Source organism: Flavobacterium sp. 22659 (genome assembly GCF_052044235.1).
In the GTDB taxonomy this organism is placed as follows: domain Bacteria; phylum Bacteroidota; class Bacteroidia; order Flavobacteriales; family Flavobacteriaceae; genus Flavobacterium; species Flavobacterium johnsoniae.
Genome location: NZ_JBQEMU010000003.1, coordinates 26,290 through 47,483, shown reverse-complemented (window position 1 = coordinate 47,483; position 21,194 = coordinate 26,290). Strand labels below are relative to the sequence as shown.

10 protein-coding genes are annotated in these 21,194 nt (G+C 31.8%); 2 read left to right on the top strand and 8 right to left on the bottom strand.

Features of this window, described 5'->3' with window-relative positions:
- Positions 1-25 precede the first annotated feature (25 nt).
- From ACTJIW_RS03990 to ACTJIW_RS03955, 8 genes are all read right to left on the bottom strand, one after another.
- Positions 26-799 carry a hypothetical protein gene (locus tag ACTJIW_RS03990; protein ID WP_440714706.1) on the bottom strand — a complete coding sequence of 258 codons (774 nt, stop codon included), beginning with the start codon at positions 797-799 and terminating at the stop codon, positions 26-28.
- Entirely contained in the window at positions 796-1,035 is a 240-nt protein-coding gene (locus tag ACTJIW_RS03985; RefSeq protein WP_440714707.1) for a hypothetical protein, read from the bottom strand. The genes ACTJIW_RS03990 and ACTJIW_RS03985 overlap by 4 nt, the downstream gene beginning before the upstream one ends.
- A complete protein-coding gene (locus tag ACTJIW_RS03980; RefSeq protein WP_440714708.1) occupies positions 1,028-2,050 on the bottom strand; it encodes a hypothetical protein in 1,023 nt (340 codons plus the stop codon). The genes ACTJIW_RS03985 and ACTJIW_RS03980 overlap by 8 nt, the downstream gene beginning before the upstream one ends.
- Positions 2,028-6,095: a PAAR-like protein gene (locus ACTJIW_RS03975; RefSeq protein WP_440714709.1), complete on the bottom strand. Its 4,068-nt coding sequence runs from the start codon at positions 6,093-6,095 to the stop codon at positions 2,028-2,030. Before ACTJIW_RS03975 ends, ACTJIW_RS03980 begins: the two co-directional genes overlap by 23 nt.
- 5 nt (positions 6,096-6,100) lie before the next feature.
- Positions 6,101-6,946 carry a hypothetical protein gene (locus ACTJIW_RS03970; protein ID WP_012023275.1) on the bottom strand — a complete coding sequence of 282 codons (846 nt, stop codon included), beginning with the start codon at positions 6,944-6,946 and terminating at the stop codon, positions 6,101-6,103.
- 5 nt (positions 6,947-6,951) lie between these two features.
- Positions 6,952-7,743 (bottom strand): hypothetical protein, encoded by a 792-nt coding sequence (locus ACTJIW_RS03965; RefSeq protein WP_440714710.1) that lies wholly within the window; start codon positions 7,741-7,743, stop codon positions 6,952-6,954.
- Between the two features lie 188 nt (positions 7,744-7,931).
- The gene (locus ACTJIW_RS03960) at positions 7,932-9,812 is read right to left on the bottom strand and encodes a M1 family metallopeptidase (protein WP_440714711.1); all 1,881 of its coding nucleotides are present in this window, start codon (positions 9,810-9,812) and stop codon (positions 7,932-7,934) included.
- Between the two features lie 64 nt (positions 9,813-9,876).
- Complete coding sequence (locus ACTJIW_RS03955) at positions 9,877-11,511, bottom strand: S8 family peptidase (RefSeq protein WP_440714712.1); 1,635 nt, start codon at positions 11,509-11,511, stop codon at positions 9,877-9,879.
- A 275-nt stretch (positions 11,512-11,786) separates the two neighbouring features.
- Here ACTJIW_RS03955 and ACTJIW_RS03950 point away from each other — a divergent pair, with 275 nt between their 5' ends.
- Together ACTJIW_RS03950 and ACTJIW_RS03945 are read left to right on the top strand one after the other, a co-directional pair.
- Entirely contained in the window at positions 11,787-16,826 is a 5,040-nt protein-coding gene (locus ACTJIW_RS03950; protein WP_440714713.1) for an RCC1 domain-containing protein, read from the top strand.
- 182 nt (positions 16,827-17,008) lie between these two features.
- Entirely contained in the window at positions 17,009-21,178 is a 4,170-nt protein-coding gene (locus ACTJIW_RS03945; protein ID WP_440714714.1) for a T9SS type A sorting domain-containing protein, read from the top strand.
- Positions 21,179-21,194 lie beyond the last annotated feature (16 nt).

Sequence of the window (21,194 nt, the reverse complement as noted above, 5' to 3'; positions counted from 1 at the left end):
AATTTAATATTTTAAACTGTTTTTACTACTCTATTGGAGTAATTATGTTATTATTAATCATCTTATTATAGTCTCCTTCATAATCTCCATTATCATATTTTTTGAAGAAATTAATGTTTTTTAAATCAAATCTAAATTGATATTTTTCTTTAAATTCAAATAGTTTTCCATCATCATAATTCGGATAATTTAAATAGTCTTTGTCTTTAACAATTATATTCTTAGAATCCATTTCAACAATTATCATTTCATCTTTTTCGTAAATTTTTGTAAAATCTTTATAAGATGTTTTTGTTTCTTCATATTCATTATTCCAATAACAAATTCGCTTTCCTAAAAAATATAACTTATTCTCTTTGTAATAATACAGCAACCAACCAAAATTATATTCCCCTATCAGTGGAAACAAAAAGACATAAGTGTTATTTTTTTTAAAAACAGTTGGTCCAGATGTTAGTAATTCAGAAGTTTTTATATTTCGAATAATTGCTTTGTCTATATCCTTAAACTTTATATTTATAAACTCAACTTGATTTTGTGCATCCGATTTTATAATTGAATTCGACATCATAAAATCACCACATGATAAATTATAAAAATCATCATTGTCCATGGCAGTTGAACAAATGATGTTTATAAATTCATCACCTGTACTAAAAACACTATTTCTATCTAAAGCTAAAAGTTCTTTGTTTTGTTTTATTTCTAGTTTTTTAATTGGTGTTGCCGTTTTTTTGCAACCAAATAAAATTGGAAAAATTATCAATAAATATATCTTTTTACTTTTTTTCAATCTCATAACCTAGGTTGTTTTTTTTTATTAATAAACTCACTGTCAATCCATTCTGACTGAATGTAATATTTACCGCCTTGTTCTATTAAAATAAACTCAGGTTTCATTGTGCTCCCTAAATCATTTCCTTCCAAATTTCTCAGCTGATTAAATATTAGCTTATTACCATCATTATTAGCAGATAGAGAAATACAGTTCAAAAAGATTTGAAGTACTATAAATAATATTATTTTATTATTCATCGCATTTCTTTAAAATTATTGGTAATTGTTCAACTCTCCCTGTGAATGGATTTTCTAAAAACTCTCTTTTTTTTGTTTTTGTATTATAAAACCCTAACCATGTAAACTCAATTTGATTATCAACATATTGAATGTTTGAAATAATTGAATCTTTAGAAAAATTCCTCCAATCCATGTTTTCAGGATAAGGAAATAATGGCGCATCATTAAACTTCATGTTAAAATAATTTGGTGAGATTTTATCAAATTTCGCTTGAATAGTAAAACCTCTGTCGGGCGAGGTAATTTGAAAATATTTTTCTTCAAGACTTAAACTATTGGAGCTATTACAATTATAAAACCATGAAAATTTATCATTTAGTAAAAAATCATCTGTAGAATTATCTGTATACTTTAAAATCTTATAATTGTCTATCGAAAATATTTTGGGAAATAAATTTATAAAGAACAGATTATTGATGTAAGGTGGAAGCAAATCGTTTTTAATCTGTTTTTTTAAAACCCATTTTTTTGAATCCTGATCATATAAATAAATATTTGCATAGCTATTTTTTTTCAGGTATATACTTTCCTGCGTGCAACCATCTTTGAATTCGAGGTATTCTCTTTTAATACAGTAACAAAAAATATTATATTTCTTAAAATTATTTTTAAGTTTCTTGCTAATTTTTGTGTTCTCCACTTCATTATCAAAATCATTAAAATTAAAATTTGCGTAATATTTATCTTGCCAGTAAGAAATTAAAGAATCGCTTTTAGGAACAAAATGTACAGCAAAATATCCTTCTCTATTGCAATTTAAATAACTAAAAAAAGGATGATCTGACAAGTTTGATTCATCAATAATCAATTGATAACCTGAAAAATAATGTTTATCAAAAAAATCTATATGTAATTCATTTTTTGTTTTTTGAACAACGACATTGTTAAATTTTTGAGTATTTTTTTTACATGAAATACAAACAAAAATTAAACTCAAAATATAAAATCCTTTATTTCTCAATCCTATTACCATCTTTATCAAATTTAGTTTTCATATAATCTTCTGGATTTAATCTATCTTTTCCAAAAAAAGTAACTGCATTCGCGCCATCAGAACAAGCTTCTATATGACAATGCCAAAATTCCTTTTTAATTCCATGTCCTGCTGATCCATTAGGCAATCCATCATAAGATGCATTTCCAGTTGAACCAGAAACAGCAATTTTTTGTCCGTGTTTCACTTTTTGACCTATTCTAACAGAAACGGAATCTAAATGACAATAAAGAATATATACAGTTTTACCATCTTTGTCCTTAGATTTTATATTTACAACATTACCTAATTTTAAAAATCCATATTCGTTTGTTCGAAATGAAGTAACAATATTTTCTACTGTACCACATAGTAAGGAATGGACATCTTTATAATTTGGGCCGGAAAGAATATCAACCCCCTTATGGCCTCTTGTGCTTGTACCATATCTATTGTTATTTTTGCCATGGTTGTCTGAACTTATTTCTGGATTATCCCATACATCTGCATAATTAAAACATTGAGAACAATCATCTGGACAGTTAGTTTTATCATTTACTGCACAGCACTCATATCCAAACTCTTTTAAAAAGCCCTTTTTAAGATACAAATCACTTTTTTCTGCCAACTCTTTCTTTAAAAAATCATTATAAATATCCTTAACATCTGCAAAAGTATAATTCGGATCTTGCTGCCCATATGGTGCATTTGGCAAACTAGACCAACATAAAGAGGATAATAAAGCAGCCTTTTCAAGATTATCATCAATAATCAGTTGAACAATATCACCTTTAAGCCCTCTAAATTTTCTTCTTTGTGAAATTTCAGTTTTGACACCCTTGCTATCTGTTTTCCAAAAAAAACTCTCTTTTCTCTCGCTTACATAACTATATTTTAAAATTGTAACGCAATATTTATCCTGTGATTCTTGATTAAAAGTATTAATATTATAAAGCTTTGCACGATTGTTTTTTTCTACATAATGCCAAACTCCATTTGTATCTTTATAATAACCATTTAATCCCTTAAAAGTGTCATACATAATCTGATAAGCTCCAGCTGCAGAAGTTGATGTGTCACCATAAGGAATATAAATTTGGGGATGAGTACTAAAATCCTTATTATATGGAGCTTTCGTAAAATCTCTATGTCCAAATAATTTTTTATAACCTACTTCTCCAGTAGTTCCTTCCTTAACCCTTAACATACTCATAAATGCCCTAACTCTTGCCTCACATTCACAAGCACAATTTTTATTATTCATTTTAGAAATACTACTCTCAGACTTCTTAACCAAAACAGCACTTTTATATTCCGCCAAACCAAGCAAAGCGCTTTTTTTAGTAATCGCAACCCCGCCATTAGCTGTTTTATTGCCATTATATAAAATCTTATCTTCACCATCTTGTACCACTGCATATACTGCGCGCGATGGCAATTTTTCGCTAATTCTATCCCATTGTAACTTTGCTTTTACAGCACCGCTTGTATCGACTGCAGCATCAGTTACTTCAAATAACTTCTTGCCTTTTTCGTAAATTGTGATTTTTAGTTTTTCTCCGGCTTTTATACCACGAGACTTTCCATAGAAATAACTTACTTGGTTGTAATCGACATGATAATGTCTTTGTTTGGCATCTTGTGATCCAATTTGAGCAGAATAAATTTCTCGTTTATCCTGAACATCCAGACGGTTTTTAGATTTAAAAACACCTTCGGTATTGGCTAGTTTCAATTTTGGTGCACTAATTTTTACATACAGCATAGCCCAATCTCCCGCTTTACTTTTTACGTAGCTGTCTAATGTAAACGGGATAAGATTCCCGTCGTAACTTTTTACATTAATTGCTTTGCAGTAATCATCTTTAAAAGCATCATTATCCCAAATTTCAATCGTGAGGTCTTCTCCTATAAGATGTTCCTGCTGTACCCAAATATTTACGGTTTGGTGCCAGCCCGACTTTTCGATCTCTATGCCATTGCTGTCGGTAAACATCATTCCCAGTACTTTTGCCTGTTTTACATCTATACTTAATGTTTTGCCCTGCTGCCTGTTTATACGGCATTTTACTATTTCTTTTCCAGCTTTAAGAGGCTTTATGGATATTGTTTTTTTATCTGTCGTTTTATGTGGTATTGCGGTATCCCAAATTACTGTTTCGTTTGCAGTCAAATCTGGAAACACTAAATGATCAGCTTCTAAAAAAGTAGTTTTACCTACTTTGGGAACTCCTGTATAACTAAAAGAAATTACATCATTTTCTTTTACTTCAAAATGCCAGTCGTCTTCTTCATGTTTGGCATTCTGCCCATAAGCATTTGCCAGTGTAACATAAGCTTCTATAACATATTTACCAAAATTCATTAATTCATGCCCTGGTATGGTTATACTTTTTCCGTTGCCAATCAGGCGTCCGTTTAGATTCCATTTTACAGCTTGCACTTCTTTAGCTACAGCTTCCTGCTCATCGGGGATATAAAGACTAAATGTGCTTTCTTTTACAGCAAAATTCATAGGGGTCCCTGGTCTTATCACCTCGGCATTATGTGTTATCTGAGAGACAGAATTGGTAATTGTTTCTGCTGAAAAACTTTGTTTCTGTACTTCCTCGGCAGATAATTTATATTGAGCAGTAATTGTATACTTTGCTTTTGTATTTAAAGGAGTAAACGATATGGTATTTTCAATTCTAGTCGATTTTAAAACACTTCCTGAAGCATCTGTAACATACATTTTCAAATTTTCAAGCTCCTCATCTGTAGGAGGCATTAAAAAATTGGCTTTAAAACTAGCAGGAAAGTTTTGTCTTAATCTCATTTTTCCTCCAATCATTTTGGTAAAATTACCACCGTCAATTGGCAGGAGTTCAGTTCCTTGCAGTTTGTTTAAAATCACTTCGATGTCCAGACAGCAGTCCGGATAACTTTTATATGCTGTTTCGGCTTCGGGATCGTCTTGTTTAGGTTTTCCGTAGCCTTCAATTCGGTACTTCCCAACTGTTGAAAATGTGTACGTAAAACGTGTTCCTATTTGTTCTTCTGTGTATAATCTCTTGTCTTTATCTCCGTCAAAACCCTCATAAATTACCCATGAAACAAAATCGACATTGCCTTTGCTTACTTTTGCTTCAAACGTACATTCCTGATTAGGGCGTATAACTATTTTCTCAACATTCTTTGTCTGTGCTGATGATACTGCTTTGAAATCAGGATCATTTTTTAAGCTTTTTAAAGCAATGCTTGAAACACTTGGATATGCTGTTTTTAAATTGGGCATTTTTACTGCCGGGTTAATTAATGCAAGCGCCGCCGGATTTGTTTTCTCGGCATGCTCTTTCATAACGGTATTGGTTTGTCCGTGTTTGGCAACTTCTATTTTTCCTCCAACAGTGCATTGCAGTGTTGAAATCTCTGTAAGTACTTTGTTGCCAAAAATACTTGTTTTATCGTAGACCTTTGTCCATTTTGGTGCGGGCGCCAGCGCACAAGGCTGATTACCACCTGAAGATGGTTTTAGGGTGCATTTACCAAAAGTCGCGGCGGCCGGATCGAAAGTTTTATCAATCTCGGTAGCAAAAAATTTTCCTGCCTCGGCATTTAGAATTACTTTATTGTGAGAAGTAACTAATAATTTGGCTGTCTGTTTTGGATTTTCTGCCTTATCACAAGAGCACAAACCTCCATGCACCACAAAATATTTATCGTTGTGTGCATTTTGGACAGTTTCTTTTTCTTGTTTTTCTTCCTGTTCTTTTTCTTCTTTCTGTTCTTTATGTTGTTCTTCTTTTACTTGTTCTTCCTTTTGTATTTCTGCTTCTTCGGCTTCATCAAGTTTAGCTCTTTTGGCATTTATTTCCTTTATTTTTTCTGGAGAAGGAGTCAGCAGTGTTTTCCCCTGAACTGGTTCCTGACCAATTCCATCATTTATTTCTGCGTTCATATTATGGTAATGACGCAAATCATAAGGATCTGTTATTCCAAGTTCTTTAGCAATACTTTCAAGTGTATCTTCTTTTTTTACTAAATAAGGTATTGAACGATTCATGGTGCTTATTTTTTATTAATGGCTGATATGTAAATGGTTTCTTTATAATCATAAAAATCATGTTTAATTTTTACGTTCATTTCAAAAAAATCAAAAAGAGATTTTTCTAAATCAAAATGTACTTCATGCTTTAATTCTGAATAGATCAGCTTTTCTCCTTCTATCTTATTTAACCAATATCCTTCTAATTTTGCGTACTTCTCAAATTGTTCAAAAAGTTCATTTCTATCTTTTATCTGCCCAATATATATTACACTATGAATATCATCTTCGGATATTTTTTTGCATTCCCACTTTATCTTCTCATTAAACGGGCTAAGGTTAAAAAGTAAGTCGTAACTTTCATAATCTCTTATCTCATTAAGACTAAAAAGTAAAAGTTCCATTATTCCTTTGGAACAGGAGTTCTCCAGAATATAATCATCAATTGCATTTCGCAAAAAGGCCCCTTTTATATCATCTATAACATGATGTCTGGTTATATTCTTAATTTTTGCGGTATCTTCATCAATAAGATATTTTGGATTGACCCTTAATTGATTATTTTTACTCTCCAGTCTTTTAATTATATCGCCTTTATTTTTTATAAAACAGGTATCTTCTTTTATATCTAACAAAACAGGAAAGAATACAGCATCATACTGTTCAATCATATTTCGAACAACAGGTGTTGCTTGATTCTTTGCATAATCTGTATATGAAAAATTACTTATTTCTACTGTAAATTCTTTTTCTCCTATTGTTTTAAATTGAATTTCATACGTATATACAATTTCATCTCTCTTTTGATTTAATCTATAGTGTATATTTCTAACAATCCTAAACTTGTAATCTCCATTAACCTGATCCATGTTCACTATTTTTTAATTAGAATTAAATTTTCTCTGTAATTACAATAAGAATTACTGATTTCGATATTTGTTTCAGATAATTCAAAATCAAGCTGGGTGGTATTATACTGTGTTTCGTGAGTAATTGATGTAGTAATTACAGATTCCTGATCTGTAACTGTGTCGGGATATTGATATGCGTTACCAGCAGTTTTTATATGCTGAAAAAGTGCATCATTTTGATTATCTTCTCCTTTGTATTTTAGGGTATTCGTTTGAGGGTCAAAACTTTTTTGGCCTTCCCAGAAAACATCATTGTCTAATAGCGGGATTTTCCAATTAAAATGGTAATTATTGTCGTTTTCGGGTTTTTCTACACAAAACAATAGTATTCTTATCAATTCAAAAGAATATATATACTCAGCCATGGCATAGCCGTCTTTTCCTGTTTTTTCAAAAAAATTATTTCGAATATATTCTAACCCTGGACCTTGATGTTTATATCTGAGCTCTTGATCTTTTTGAGCTATTCTTTCTGAAATACCATCAAAATTAGCAAGTAAAAATTTTCCATTTCGTACTTCAAACAAAACAGGAAACAGTGCATCATTATAAGCATGAGCTATTTTTTCAAACTTTGCTTCTGGATTATGATCGTTTATCTTAAAATTATGACGGTTTAATTCTAATCTAAAATTGTAGTTTTCAAATTTTTTAATTTCAATTTCATAAGCAGCAACGGCTTCATGTTTTTTGTCAAATAGCTCATAATTTATTTTATGTTGAATTTTGAAATTATACTTTTCCTCTCCACTCATTTTTAAACAATTAAAAATATTAACGGCTAAAAATATGGATCAATTATTCTATATTTTATCCCTTAAACGGTATTTTTGCAGCATTATAAGACTAACTTATTTAGATAATTATATTATTCATTTGAGTATAAAACAAAAAAACCAACGCTGACAGCGTTGGTTTTTTTGTTGAAAAAATTGAGATTTTTTTATTTTACCTCAAAAACGTTATTTGTCTGTTTTACATCAGCCATTAATCCGCTTGGATCGATAGTGATTTTTTTGATTGACGTTTTGTTTTTGTCAATTGTAAAACTATAGTTTTGCTGTGCCCAGGTCCAGTCATCCAAAACAGTTCTTTTTTCGCTTGGATTTGGATTTGGTTTAATGAAATTCATCATTCTTAACGGAATATAAAAAGTTTCAGAAGTTCCGTCAGTATAATCAACTTTTAAATCGATAGGCATTGGCATTCTTCCTATTCTCTCTAAAGTTACAGTTGTTTTTCCTGCATTATCTGCTACATCTTTAATTCCGTAGTCAATTGTATTAGTTGTTTGAGCCCAGTCTGTTAAATACCAGTCTAATTCGGCACCAGAAACTCTTTCTGCACTTCTTTTAATATCGTTTGGAGTTGGATGTTTGAATTTAAAATCGTTGAAATATCTTTTTAAAGCAGCATCAACATTCTCTCTTCCAATTACGTATTCTAATTGTGATAAAAAGATACTTCCTTTTACATAAGATGAAATACTGTATGGACGGTTTTCGTCATAACGATCTCCATGCGTTGTTTGCGGCTGTTCTTTTCCTGAATTAACTAAACTATAATACGCTTTGTAATTTCCTGTAAAAGGATTTACTTCTTTTTTGTCTCCTTTTAATTCATTCAAAGCACTGTCTTCGATGTAAGTGGTAAAACCTTCATCCATCCAAGGGTGTTTTGATTCATTTGATGCTAAAATGTGCTGGAACCAAGAGTGTCCTAATTCGTGAGTTGCTGTTCCAAGAATTCCTTCAAGAGTTCCGTTTCCTAACATTAAAGTACACATTGCATATTCCATTCCGCCGTCACCGCCTTGAATAAATGAATATTGTTTGTACGGATATTGTCCTACTCTATGGTTATAATAATCCATAACTTTTACCATTAATGGTTCTAACTGTTTCCAGTTTGCTGTAGTTTTTGGATTGTTTTTGTAGAAGAAATGCAAATCGACATCGTTTGGTCCTTTTACGATATCATGCGTGTATTCTTTGTCGGCTGCCCATGTAAAATCGTGAACATTTGGTGCGATAAAATGCCAAGTTAGAGTTTTTGTTTTTTTAGGATATGTAACCGTTACGCCTTCATCTTCATAACCATGTCCGATTGAATTTTTATCCTGCAGATATCCAGAACCTCCAATTGTATAGTCTTTATCAATTGTAATTTTAACATCAAAATTACCCCAAACACCGTGAAATTCTCTTGCAATGTATGGATCTGCATGCCATCCTTCGAAATCAAATTCGGCTAATTTTGGATACCACTGCGACATTGAAAGTTCAACTCCTTCAGAATTGTTTCTTCCTGAACGACGAATCTGAACCGGAACCTGACCATCAAAATCTAAAGTAAAAATAGTTTTTGAATTTGGCAGGATTGGCTTTGCTAAAGTTACTTCTAAAATTGTTCCTGAAACTCGTGTCTGTGCAGTAACACCATCTTGTTTGAAATCAGAGATTTTTAAAAATCCAATTTCATTCGGCTTTAAAGTTTCTATTCGGCTTTGTTTAACCTCTTTTCCGTCGGCACCTTTTACTTTATTGACCATTCTTCCGTCAGGATCTTTGATAAAATGGAGACGTGCATCCATTTCACTTCCCGGCTGAAAGGCATTTGGGAATAAATGATAAAAAACTTTTTTCAGGGTATCAGGAGAATTATTGGTGTACACCAGCTCTTGTTTTCCTTTGTACTGATAGTTTTTTACATCCATTGAAACCTCCATTTTATAATCGGCATGTTGCTGCCAATATGGAGCGCTTTGTGCAAATGTCGAGTTTATACCCAAACTCAGAAATGACAATAAGATAATTTTTCGCATGTTTATATGTAATAGAAAATGGAAGAGTGCGAACTCTTCCATTAGATTAATAGTGTATTATTCTTTATTTTTTAGACATTTTATCTGCCATTAATAAAGCATTGTAAGCATTTACCATTTTAGCTGTTTTTGATGATTCTGCAGAAGATACTGCTGCAGGTTTCTCACCTGGATTTTCACCTTTACCTAAAACAACTTGTGCAGGAAGCGCAACTCCGGAATCCATTAAAATATGTTTTACCTGAGATGCTTTTAATTTTGGATAGTAAGAACGAATCAATGCTGCAACACCTGCTGCATTTGGAGATGCCATTGATGTTCCTTGTAAAAACTTGTATTTGTTGTTTGGAACTGTTGCGTAGATTTCTTCACCCGGAGCAAAAACGTCAACGTTTATTTTTCCGAAATTAGAAAATCCTGCTACAACATTTTCTCCGTATTGTTTATTAATTGCTCCAATTGTGATCACGTTATCAGCAAATTCTTTTACATTATCTTCAGAGTCATTTGGATAGTTGATGTTTTTTGTTTCATCAATATTGTATCCGTCATTTCCTGCTGCGTGAACGATTAAAACATCTTTTTTTGCTGCATATTTGATAGCATCGTAAACCCATTGTTTGTGCGGAGAGAAGCTTTTTCCAAAACTTCCGTTGATTACTTTTGCGCCGTTGTCAACTGCATAACGAATTGCTAAAGCGATATCTTTATCATATTCATCTCCATCCGGAACAGCTCTTACTGTTAAAATTTCAACATTATTTGTTACTCCGTCTCCTCCTAAATTATTACCGCGAATTTGCGCAATAATTCCGGCTACGTGTGTTCCGTGAAGTGCTTTTTCTTTGTCTGGACCAAAAACGATGTTATTTCCATAACGTGTGTTTTTAATATCTTCAGGATTATCGCCTACGATTTTTCTTCCGTCAAATTCTTTATTTAAATTGTAATTTAACTGATCGTAAACCTGCTCGCCATATTCTTTTAGTTCAGACTCAGGATCAAAAGTTGAGCCTGCGTTTGTAAAAATCTGCGTCATTACTTTTTTACTTTGCAGAACTTTTGGATCTGCCGAAGTAATGGTGCTTAAGTCTTCTAACTTATAAGTCGTTTTATTAAGCTCTTTTTTGATTGTATTGTGCACATCAAGTAAAAAATCTACTTGTTGTTTATCCTGCAAAGCTTCTTCGTATTTTTCAGTATATTGAGCAAGGGCAGCTTTATATTGTGCTGAACCGTCGTCTCCTTTTTTAACGATACGTGTTAACTCGAGATTTTCGTGAACAGCATCTCCAAGAAAGTTCCAGCCGTTTACGTCATCAATAAATCCGTTTTTATCATCGTCAATTCCGTTACCAGGAATTTCTTTTGGATTTGTCCAGATCATTCCTTTTAGATCTTCGTGTTCGATATCAACACCAGAGTCTACAATTCCTACGATTACTTTTTGTCCTTTTTTTCCTTGTAGTAATTCAGCGTAAGCTTTATCAACACTCATCCCCGGAATAGAATCTTTTAATAAATCAAGGTGACTCCATCTTTTTAATTCATTTTCGCTTACAGGCGCTTTTTTAACAATCGCCGCAGGCGCTTTAATAAACTCTTTTTGAGTAGAAACTTGCGCTTGTACCGTAGCGCTGCATCCTGCTAAAACAAGCAATGCAAAAGCAGATAATTTAAGAGGTTTTATATGACTCATGTATCTAATTATAATTGTAAAGTTAAAAGATGGGTCTAAATTATGCTTTTTTGTTACAAAAAACTAACTGTTAACACTGTGTTATGAAATTTTGATTAAAAAATGATTTCAAAGCAGATTTTTCTTAAGTATTACGATGTTTAATTCTAACTAACAGATTAACAAAGTATAAAGTTTCGGCAGATAAAAAAATATTTCTTATTAATACGTCTTCCCGTAATAAGATTTAGGATCAATATTGTATTATTGTACTGCCAAAAACTTAAAAACACTTTATGAGAAAAACTCTACTTTTAATTTTAATCTTTTCTTTCATACAAATAAATGCACAGTGCTGGAAAACAGCAGCTGCCGGATACAGTCATACTGTCGCTGTAAGAAATGACGGTACTTTATGGACCTGGGGAAATAATGATGAGGGACAACTAGGCAACAGTACGCCTGCAGCAATAAATATTCCCACAAAAATGGGAACTGCTAATAACTGGAAAACAGCAGCAGCTGGCTGGGGACATACTGTGGCTCTTAAAACAGACGGAACATTATGGGCATGGGGATATGGTGGCTTAGGACAGTTAGGAAATGGTTCTTATAATACTAATTTTAATCTTCCTCAACAAATAGGAACAGAAAATGACTGGCAGACAATAGCCGCTGGGCATGGTCATACAGTCGCCTTAAAAAACGACGGCACTTTATGGGCCTGGGGGAATAATTTTTCTGGACAATTGGGTAATGGAACTTCTTTTGACAGAAACACTCCAACGAAAATAGGATCTGATTCTAACTGGCTGGCTATAGCCGCAGGTGGGCTTTATACAATTGCACTGAAAAAAGACGGAACTTTATGGGCTTGGGGAAAAAATACTTATGGCACATTGGGAGACGGCACTACAACAAATAATCGTGTACCAAAACAAATTGGAACAGATACTGATTGGAAAACAATAGCCGCAGGAAGTGATCATACTATTGCTATAAAAAATGATGGTAGTTTATGGATCTGGGGGAAAAACACTAATGGCGCATTAGGAGATAATACCACAATAGATAAAATTGTTCCAACAAAAATTGGAACAGATACAGATTGGAAATCTGCAGAAGGCGGTGTAGATTATACTGTTGCTATAAAAACAGACGGCACTTTGTGGGCATGGGGTTATAATGCAGACGGAGTACTGGGAAATGGTTCAAAAATTAACAGTTTAATCCCTGTACAAATAGGAACAGAAAAGAACTGGCAAATGGTTAATGGCGGTTCAGTTCATACAGTTGCTGTAAAAACAGATGAAAGTTTATGGTCTTGGGGTAATAATTCTTCTGGTCAATTAGGTGATGGTACATCTATTGAAAAAAATATTCCTACACTTTTAAATTGTGCAGGTTCATTGATAGTAAATGTATCTCAAACCAATGTACGTTGTGCCGGCAGTAATGAAGGCTCTGCTTCAATAACATCTGTTTCAGGCGGAACAACGCCATATACTTATCTTTGGTCTAATGGAAAAACAACTTCTTCGATTACAGAATTGGCTGCGGGTGATTATTCTTGTACTATAACAGATGCTTCTTCACTATCCATTACAAAAAACATTACTATTACACAGCCACCAGCGCTTTTTTCTATTGTAACAGTTGTTAATACAAATTGCAACAACAATAATGGCAGTATTGAAATTATAGCAAATGGAGGGACATTACCATATCAGTATGCAGTTTGGCCAGATATAATTTATCAAGATTCTAATATTTTTACCGGTCTGCCATCAGGAAATTATCAAATAATAGTAAAGGACAATAATGGATGTTATGTAACCACTTTTGTAACTATTGAAAAAGAAAGTACTCCAGTTCCAACCGTAAGTGCACAAACGCTGAGCGCTTCTGCAACTGTTGCTGATTTAAAAGCTGCTGGCAGTAATCTAAAATGGTTTACTACACTTACAGGAGGAAGTGCTTTAGCGGCATCTGCTTCACTGCAAACGGGTAAATATTATGTTTCTCAAACAATTAACGGGTGCGAAAGTGTAAGAGCTGCAGTTGATATAACTATTCTACCTGCATCATACGGCGAAATACCAACAAATGGTTTGGTTGCTTATTATACTTTTAATGGAAATGCAAATGATACCAGCGGAAATGGATTTAATGGAACTGCTGTAAGCACAAATCTGGCATCTGACCGATTTGGAAACAGCAATAGCGCCTATAGTTTTGATGGAGCCGGCAGTTATATTGATGCTGCAATTGCCAATATTCCTCAAGGCAATGCTGCAAGAACAGTTTCTGGCTGGTTTAAAACAAATACTCCAAATCCGGGTGAAAATGGAGATGTATGTATTTTTAATTATGGCGCGTTATCAAGATTACAAAGATTTGGACTTACTGTTTATTCAAAAGGTTATCTTGAAACTTCAACCGGACCAAATGCCATAGGCGATGATTTTTATGTAAACAACTTTAATTACTTAAGTAATGACTGGTATTTTTTTACACTTACCTATAACGGAACCAAAGTATCATTATATGTAAATGGTGTATTTGTTTCAGAAAAAAATGCTGCCTTAAATACTACGAACAATCTTTTTAGAATAGGAAAACGAATTTCAGGAGATACAACTAATGAGTATTTTAAAGGACAAATCGATGATATTGGTATCTGGAATCGTGTTTTGACTCAGGAAGAAATTGCGGCTATGTATACCCCTGGTGAGCAGCCTGCGTATACTTTAATTCCAGATCCGAGTTTTGAACAAAAACTGATCAATTTAGGAATTGATTCCGGGGTTGTAGATGGAAAAGTCCGTACTTCAGATATCGCTTCAGTGGAATCTCTTAATGTGTCTTCTTCTTCTATTTCAGATTTAACCGGAATACAAGACTTCGTATCATTAACTAATTTGAATTGTGGTCAAAATAATCTGAAAGCATTAAACGTAAGTAATAATACTGCTTTGACAGTTTTAGATTGTAATAACAACCAGATTGCATACTTAGATGTAAGTAATAATCTTGCCTTAACTGACTTAGCTTGCTACTCAAATAAATTAACCTCTTTGGATGTTAAAAAAAATACAGCTTTAACAAAATTAGATTCTGGTTCAAACCAATATACTTCACTGGATGTAAGCAATAATACCGCTTTAACATTTTTAGGATGTAATACCAGTCAATTAACCACTATAGATGTAAGCAATAATACCGCTTTAAAACTTCTGGATTGTCGTGAAAATAAAATAACCACCTTGGATGTTTCTAAAATCACTACATTAACAGAGTTGTATTGTCAGTCTAATGAATTAAAAGATTTAGATATAAGCAAAAATAAAGTTTTAGAATTTTTAAATTGTTCAAAAAATCAACTAACCACTTTGGATATTAGCACAAATACTGCCTTAGTTGGTTTATTTCCTAATTATAATCAATTAATAAATCTAAATTTAAAGAATGGAAACAATGATAAACTTATATATCTAAATTTTAAAAACAACCCTAATTTAAATTGTATTCAGGTTGATGATGCGGCCTTTGCTAATGCAAACTGGACAGATAAAAAAGATGCCGGCGCTGCGTTTAATGTTAGATGCGATAATTATACTTTAATTCCTGATGTTAATTTTGAAAACAGGCTGATCGCTTTGGGTTATGATTCTGGTAGTGCAGATGGAAAAGTGCTTACTGCAAATATTTCAAACATTACAAGCTTGAATGTGTCTTCAAAAAGTATTTCTAATTTAAGCGGGATACAAGATTTTACATCTCTTACTACTTTAAATTGTGCAAAAAATAATCTTACATCCTTAAATCTTAAAAATAATAAAAATCTTAAAACTTTATATTGTGAACAAAATCAGCTGACTACTTTAGATCTGAGTAATAATGTTAGTTTGATAACAGTAGAATGCAGTTACAATAAATTGCAAAATGTAAACATCTCAAAAAATCTGGTTTTAAAGAATTTATACTGCATAAATAACCAGTTAACAAATATTGATGTAACTAATAACACAGCATTAGAACAATTCTATTGTTTTAGCAATCAGTTAACTTCATTAAATGTTAGTAAAAATTTAAACTTACTTGGATTAGAATGCGGATTGAACAAATTAACAACTCTTGATGTATCGAACAATACTTTAATGTATTATTTAGAGTGTTATTCTAATCAATTAACTACTCTTAATGTTACTAAAAATGCTGCATTATTCCATCTTAACTTTTTTAATAATCAGTTAACTTCGATAGACTTATCTAATAATTCTCTTTTAAAAGAATTGTATTGTTTAAACAATCAGCTCACAAGTCTTGACCTATCAAAAAATAATGCACTTACTAATTTAGACTGTAAAAACAATAAGCTGACAGCATTAAATTTAAAAAATGGAAATAACACATTATTAGCAACTATTGATTTAAATTTTACGCAAAATCCTGATTTAACTTGTATTCAGGTTGACAATGCTGCATATTCTAATACAAATTGGCCGGCAGCAAAAGATGCTGCAGCATCTTTCAGCGAAAACTGTGGTTCTATTTCAATTCCAGATTCAAATTTTGAACAAAAATTAGTTGATTTAGGAATAGATACTGATGGTTTAAACGGAAAAATTACGATTGCAGATGCAAGTGCTGTGACTATTTTAGATCTTTCAAACAGTAATATTAAAGATCTAACTGGGATTGAATATTTTACCTCTTTAACTTATTTAGATGTAAGCAATAATCAATTGACAACTTTAGATGTAAGTAAAAATATTTTATTAGAAACATTAAATGCTTCTTCAAATCAGCTTACAACATTAGATTTTTCTAAAAATACTAAACTTAGAATTGTATATGTTGTTAACAATCCACTGGTTTCATTAAATCTGCGAAACGGAAACAATACAAACTTTATTCTGCCATCAAATACCGGAAAAAAATCAGTTTCTGGATTGTACACTTCCTTTTTAGGATTGAAAACATTGGGCTGTATTCAGGTTGATAATGAGAACTATTCAAACGCAAATTGGTCAAATATCAAAGAATCGACTACAACTTATTCTAATACTTGTAAGACACTGGGTGTTCCTGAATCTGCTCTTAAAAATGTTATTATACATCCTAATCCAACCAAGGGTGAATTACATATTCAAAATGTAAACCTTGAAAAAGCAAACGTTTATAATGTTTTAGGACAGCTTGTAAAATCATTTACATTAAATTCAAATAATACAGATAATACAATCAATTTATCTGGACTTCCAAAAGGAGTTTACTATGTGTATTTAATCAATCAGGATGCTGCTTCGGCTAAAAAAGTGATTGTAGAATAAATCAAAAAATATCTTGTAAAAATCCCTTTTTCATTAAATGAAGAAGGGATTTTTTTATTTACTAATGTCTGTTTTAGAATTCTCAAATAATATAAATAAAAGAAGCTCTGCTTTACGGTTTCCCGTAAGGAATATCCGTTTAAATTTTGTACAATTGCGCGACCTAACCATAAATTCAATCTATGAAAACAAAACTACTCTTATTGCTATTATTAGCAAGCTTTTCTATTCATGCCCAACAATACACTTCTATTCCTGATGTGAATTTTGAAAACAAGCTGATTAGCCTGGGTATCGATTCTGGTGCTCCCGATGGGAGGGTTTTAACATCCAATGTGGCTTCTATAGTTTATTTATATGTTGATACAAGTTCGATTACAGACCTCACCGGCATTGAAGACTTTATATCATTAAAAGAGTTAAAATGTTCTTCCAATCGATTGACACAGTTAAACCTGTCTAAAAACAAGGCTTTAACCTCTTTAGAATGCAGCAACAATCTATTAACTGCATTGGACATATCCAACAATCCATTACTGCTGAAATTAGACTGCTCTCAAAATAAACTTACAGCACTTGATTTTTCTAATAATACGGCACTTAAAACTATTTATTGCTCCAGTAATCAACTTACAGCTTTAAATGTTTCTAAGCAGTTAATGCTGGAGCAATTTTTTTGTTATACCAATAAAATCGAAATTCTCGATTTGTCTTCTAATGTGAATTTGTCTGGCTTAGCATGTCACACTAATCTGCTAAAGAATCTTGACCTAAGCAAAAATACTAAAGTCCATTATGTACAAGCCCATAACAATCCTTTAATCAGTTTCAATATCCAAAATGGTACAAACTATTTGTTTGATGCATCTCTTTCTACATTAACCTTCAACAGTCCAAATCTAAAATGTGTTCAGGTTGACAATGTCGAAGAAGCAAATGTTCGCTGGGCCAGTGTAAAAGGTGATGTACAATACAGTACATATTGTTCTCCTTATACGATAATTCCTGATACCAATTTTGAGAAAAAACTAATTGCTTTGGGTATTGACAAGGATGGTGAAAATGGTAAAGTTTTAACAGCAGATATTACTGCTATAACTTCTCTGAATGTATCAAATAGTTCTATTTCTGATCTGACTGGTATTCAGGATTTTCACAATTTGACCAATTTATCCTGTAACGGAAACTTACTCAGCACACTGGATATTACCAAAAACGTTTATTTAACAGATTTAAACTGTAATCAAAATAAAATAACAGCTCTAAATCTGTCTAATAATAGAGCCCTAAAAACGCTATACTGCTCTTCCAATCAATTGACAAAAATTGACTTGTCTTATAATAGTTCTTTACAGGTTTTGGATATCAGCCAAAACAAACTTGATAAGTTAGAAGTAAACCACAATGGAGCATTAACTTCTTTAAAATTAGATGAAAATTTAATAACAAGTTTAGATTTATTAAACAATAAAGCATTAACAACTTTATCTTTAGAGAAAAATAAATTAGCGATTTTAAATCTTACTAATAATACTTTACTTACCAATGCAGTCTCTTTTAAATCAAATCCAGAATTGTATTGCGTTCAGGTTAGTGACTTAGCATATGCAAACACAAATTGGTTCGATAAAAAAGACCCAATGACATCATTTTCGTCAACTGCTTGTTTACTTTTAGAATATTTTACCTTAATTCCCGATAGTAATTTTGAAAACAAACTGATTAGTCTGGGTATAGAATCAGGAACTGCCGATGGAAAAATTTTAACTTCTAAAGTAGCTTCTTTGACTTCTCTGAATGTATCACAAAGCTCCATTTCAAATCTTACCGGGATTGAAGCTTTTGTTGCTTTAAAAACTTTAAATTGTTCGAACAATCGACTGACTCAATTAAATGTGTCTAAAAACACTTTACTAACCTCTTTAGAATGTAATAATAATCAGTTAACCGCACTGAATTTGTCTAATAATTCAGCGTTACTGACATTGGAAGTTTCTAACAATAATATATTTGGACTTGATTTTTCTAATAACACAGCGCTTAAATCGATTAGATGCTACAACAATTTCATTTCTAATATAAATGTTTCTAAACAATTAGCATTAGAAAGTCTGGATTTTGGTTATAACAGAGTACAAAATATCGACCTGTCTTTCAATGTAAATCTGCAGTCTCTGCTCTGTAATGCTAATAGCTTACAAAGTCTTGATTTAAGTAAAAATAACAAATTGACTACTATGGTTGCCAATATTAACAGCCTAAGTAGTTTAAATATCAAAAATGGAGCAAATAATCTATTCTATAATTCCGGTTCCCTCATACGCTTTGATAATAATGATTATCTGGCATGTATTCAGGTCGACAATGTAGAAGAAGCAAATGCACGCTGGTCAAACCAAAAAAACCCAAAAGCAAGTTTTAGTACAGATTGCAGACCTTATACTTTAATTCCTGATCTCAATTTTGAAAATAAATTAATTAGTTTAGGAATCGACTCAGGAGCTCCAGATGGAAAAGTTTTAACCACAAATATTGCTTCTATAGCTAACTTAGACCTTACAGATTCTTCTATTAAAGACCTAACGGGAATTGAAGATTTTAGAGAATTAACAGGACTGTATGCAAATAAAAATCAAATAACAACATTAGATCTTTCTTCAAATCCAAAATTAACCTCATTACTTGTTAGAGAAAATAAATTGGAAAATGTAAATGTTAGAGAAAATACTCAATTAACCAATTTATCAATTGGAAAAAATAAATTAACGACACTAGATCTAAGTCAAAATACAAAATTAACTTCTTTAAATGCAGAGTATAACAACTTAACAACTTTAGACTTATCTAACAACAAACTGTTATATGTTACAAATCTTACATATAATCAATTAACAACTTTAGATTTATCTAAAAATACTATTCTGGAATATCTGCAATGTGGTAATAACAAATTGACAAGTTTAAACATCAAAAATGCCTCGATTCTCTCTATGTTAGAATGTCAGCAAAATTTATTGACTTCCTTAGATTTATCAGACAATATTGCTTTAAGAAATTTGATCTGCTCAAAAAATGCTTTAACAAGTCTTAATACTGCAAATAACATACAATTAAACTCTATAGATTGTTCTGAGAACAATCTTACCTCTCTTGATCTTTTAAAGAACATTAACTTGTATTCTTTATATTGCGATGTAAATCAATTGACAGCTTTAAATGTATCAAAAAACATATTGCTTGTATCCTTAAGTGTTTATGGCAATTCTTTGACAACTCTTGATGTTTCAAAAAATACTGAATTGAATACTTTTTATTGTTATTCTAATCTATTAACAAGCGTTGATATTTCTAGCAATACGAAAATAACTCGTTTACAGGTCGATCTGAATAAATTAACATCATTGAATCTAAAAAATGGAAATAACACCATATTAGACCGTAAGTATACAAATTTCAACAATAACCCAGATTTAACTTGTATTCTTGTTGATGATGTTAACTATTCTAATGCAAATTGGGCACATCTAAAAGATGCAGCAACAAAATACAGTCTAGATTGTTCTACCGAATTTGTTCAAATCTCAGATTCAAATTTCGAACAAAAACTAATTGATTTAGGAATAGATACTGATAGTTTAAACGGAAAAATTACGATTGCAGATGCAACTGCTGTGACTACTCTAGATCTATCAAACAGCAGTATTAAAGATCTAACAGGGATTGAATATTTTACCTCTTTAACCTATTTAGATGTCAGCAGCAACCAATTAACAGCTTTAAATGTAAGTAAGAATATTAAATTAGAAACATTAAACGCTTCTTCAAATCAGCTTACCACGATAGATTTATCAAATAATACTAAGCTCAGAATTGTGTATGTAGTTAACAATCCACTGGTTTCATTAAATCTGCGAAACGGAAACAATGCAAACTTTATTCTGCCATCAAATACTGGTAAATCTGCATCTGGTTTATACACTACATTTTTAGGACTTAAAACTCTTGGCTGTATACAAGTTGATAATGAGGCTTATTCGAACGCAAATTGGTCAAACATCAAAGAATCAACTACCACCTATTCAAATACTTGTAAGACTCTAAGTGTTCCAGAATCTGCTATTAATAATGTTGTTATACATCCAAACCCAACCAAAGGCGAATTAAACATTAAAAATGTAAACCTGGAAAAAGCAAATGTTTATAATGTTTTAGGACAGCTTGTAAAATCATTTACACTAAACTCAAATAACACAGATAACACAATCAATTTATCTGGATTACCAAAAGGAGTTTACTATGTGTATTTAATCAATCAGGATACAGCTTCGGCTAAAAAAGTGATTGTAGAATAAAAATTAGAATTTAGTT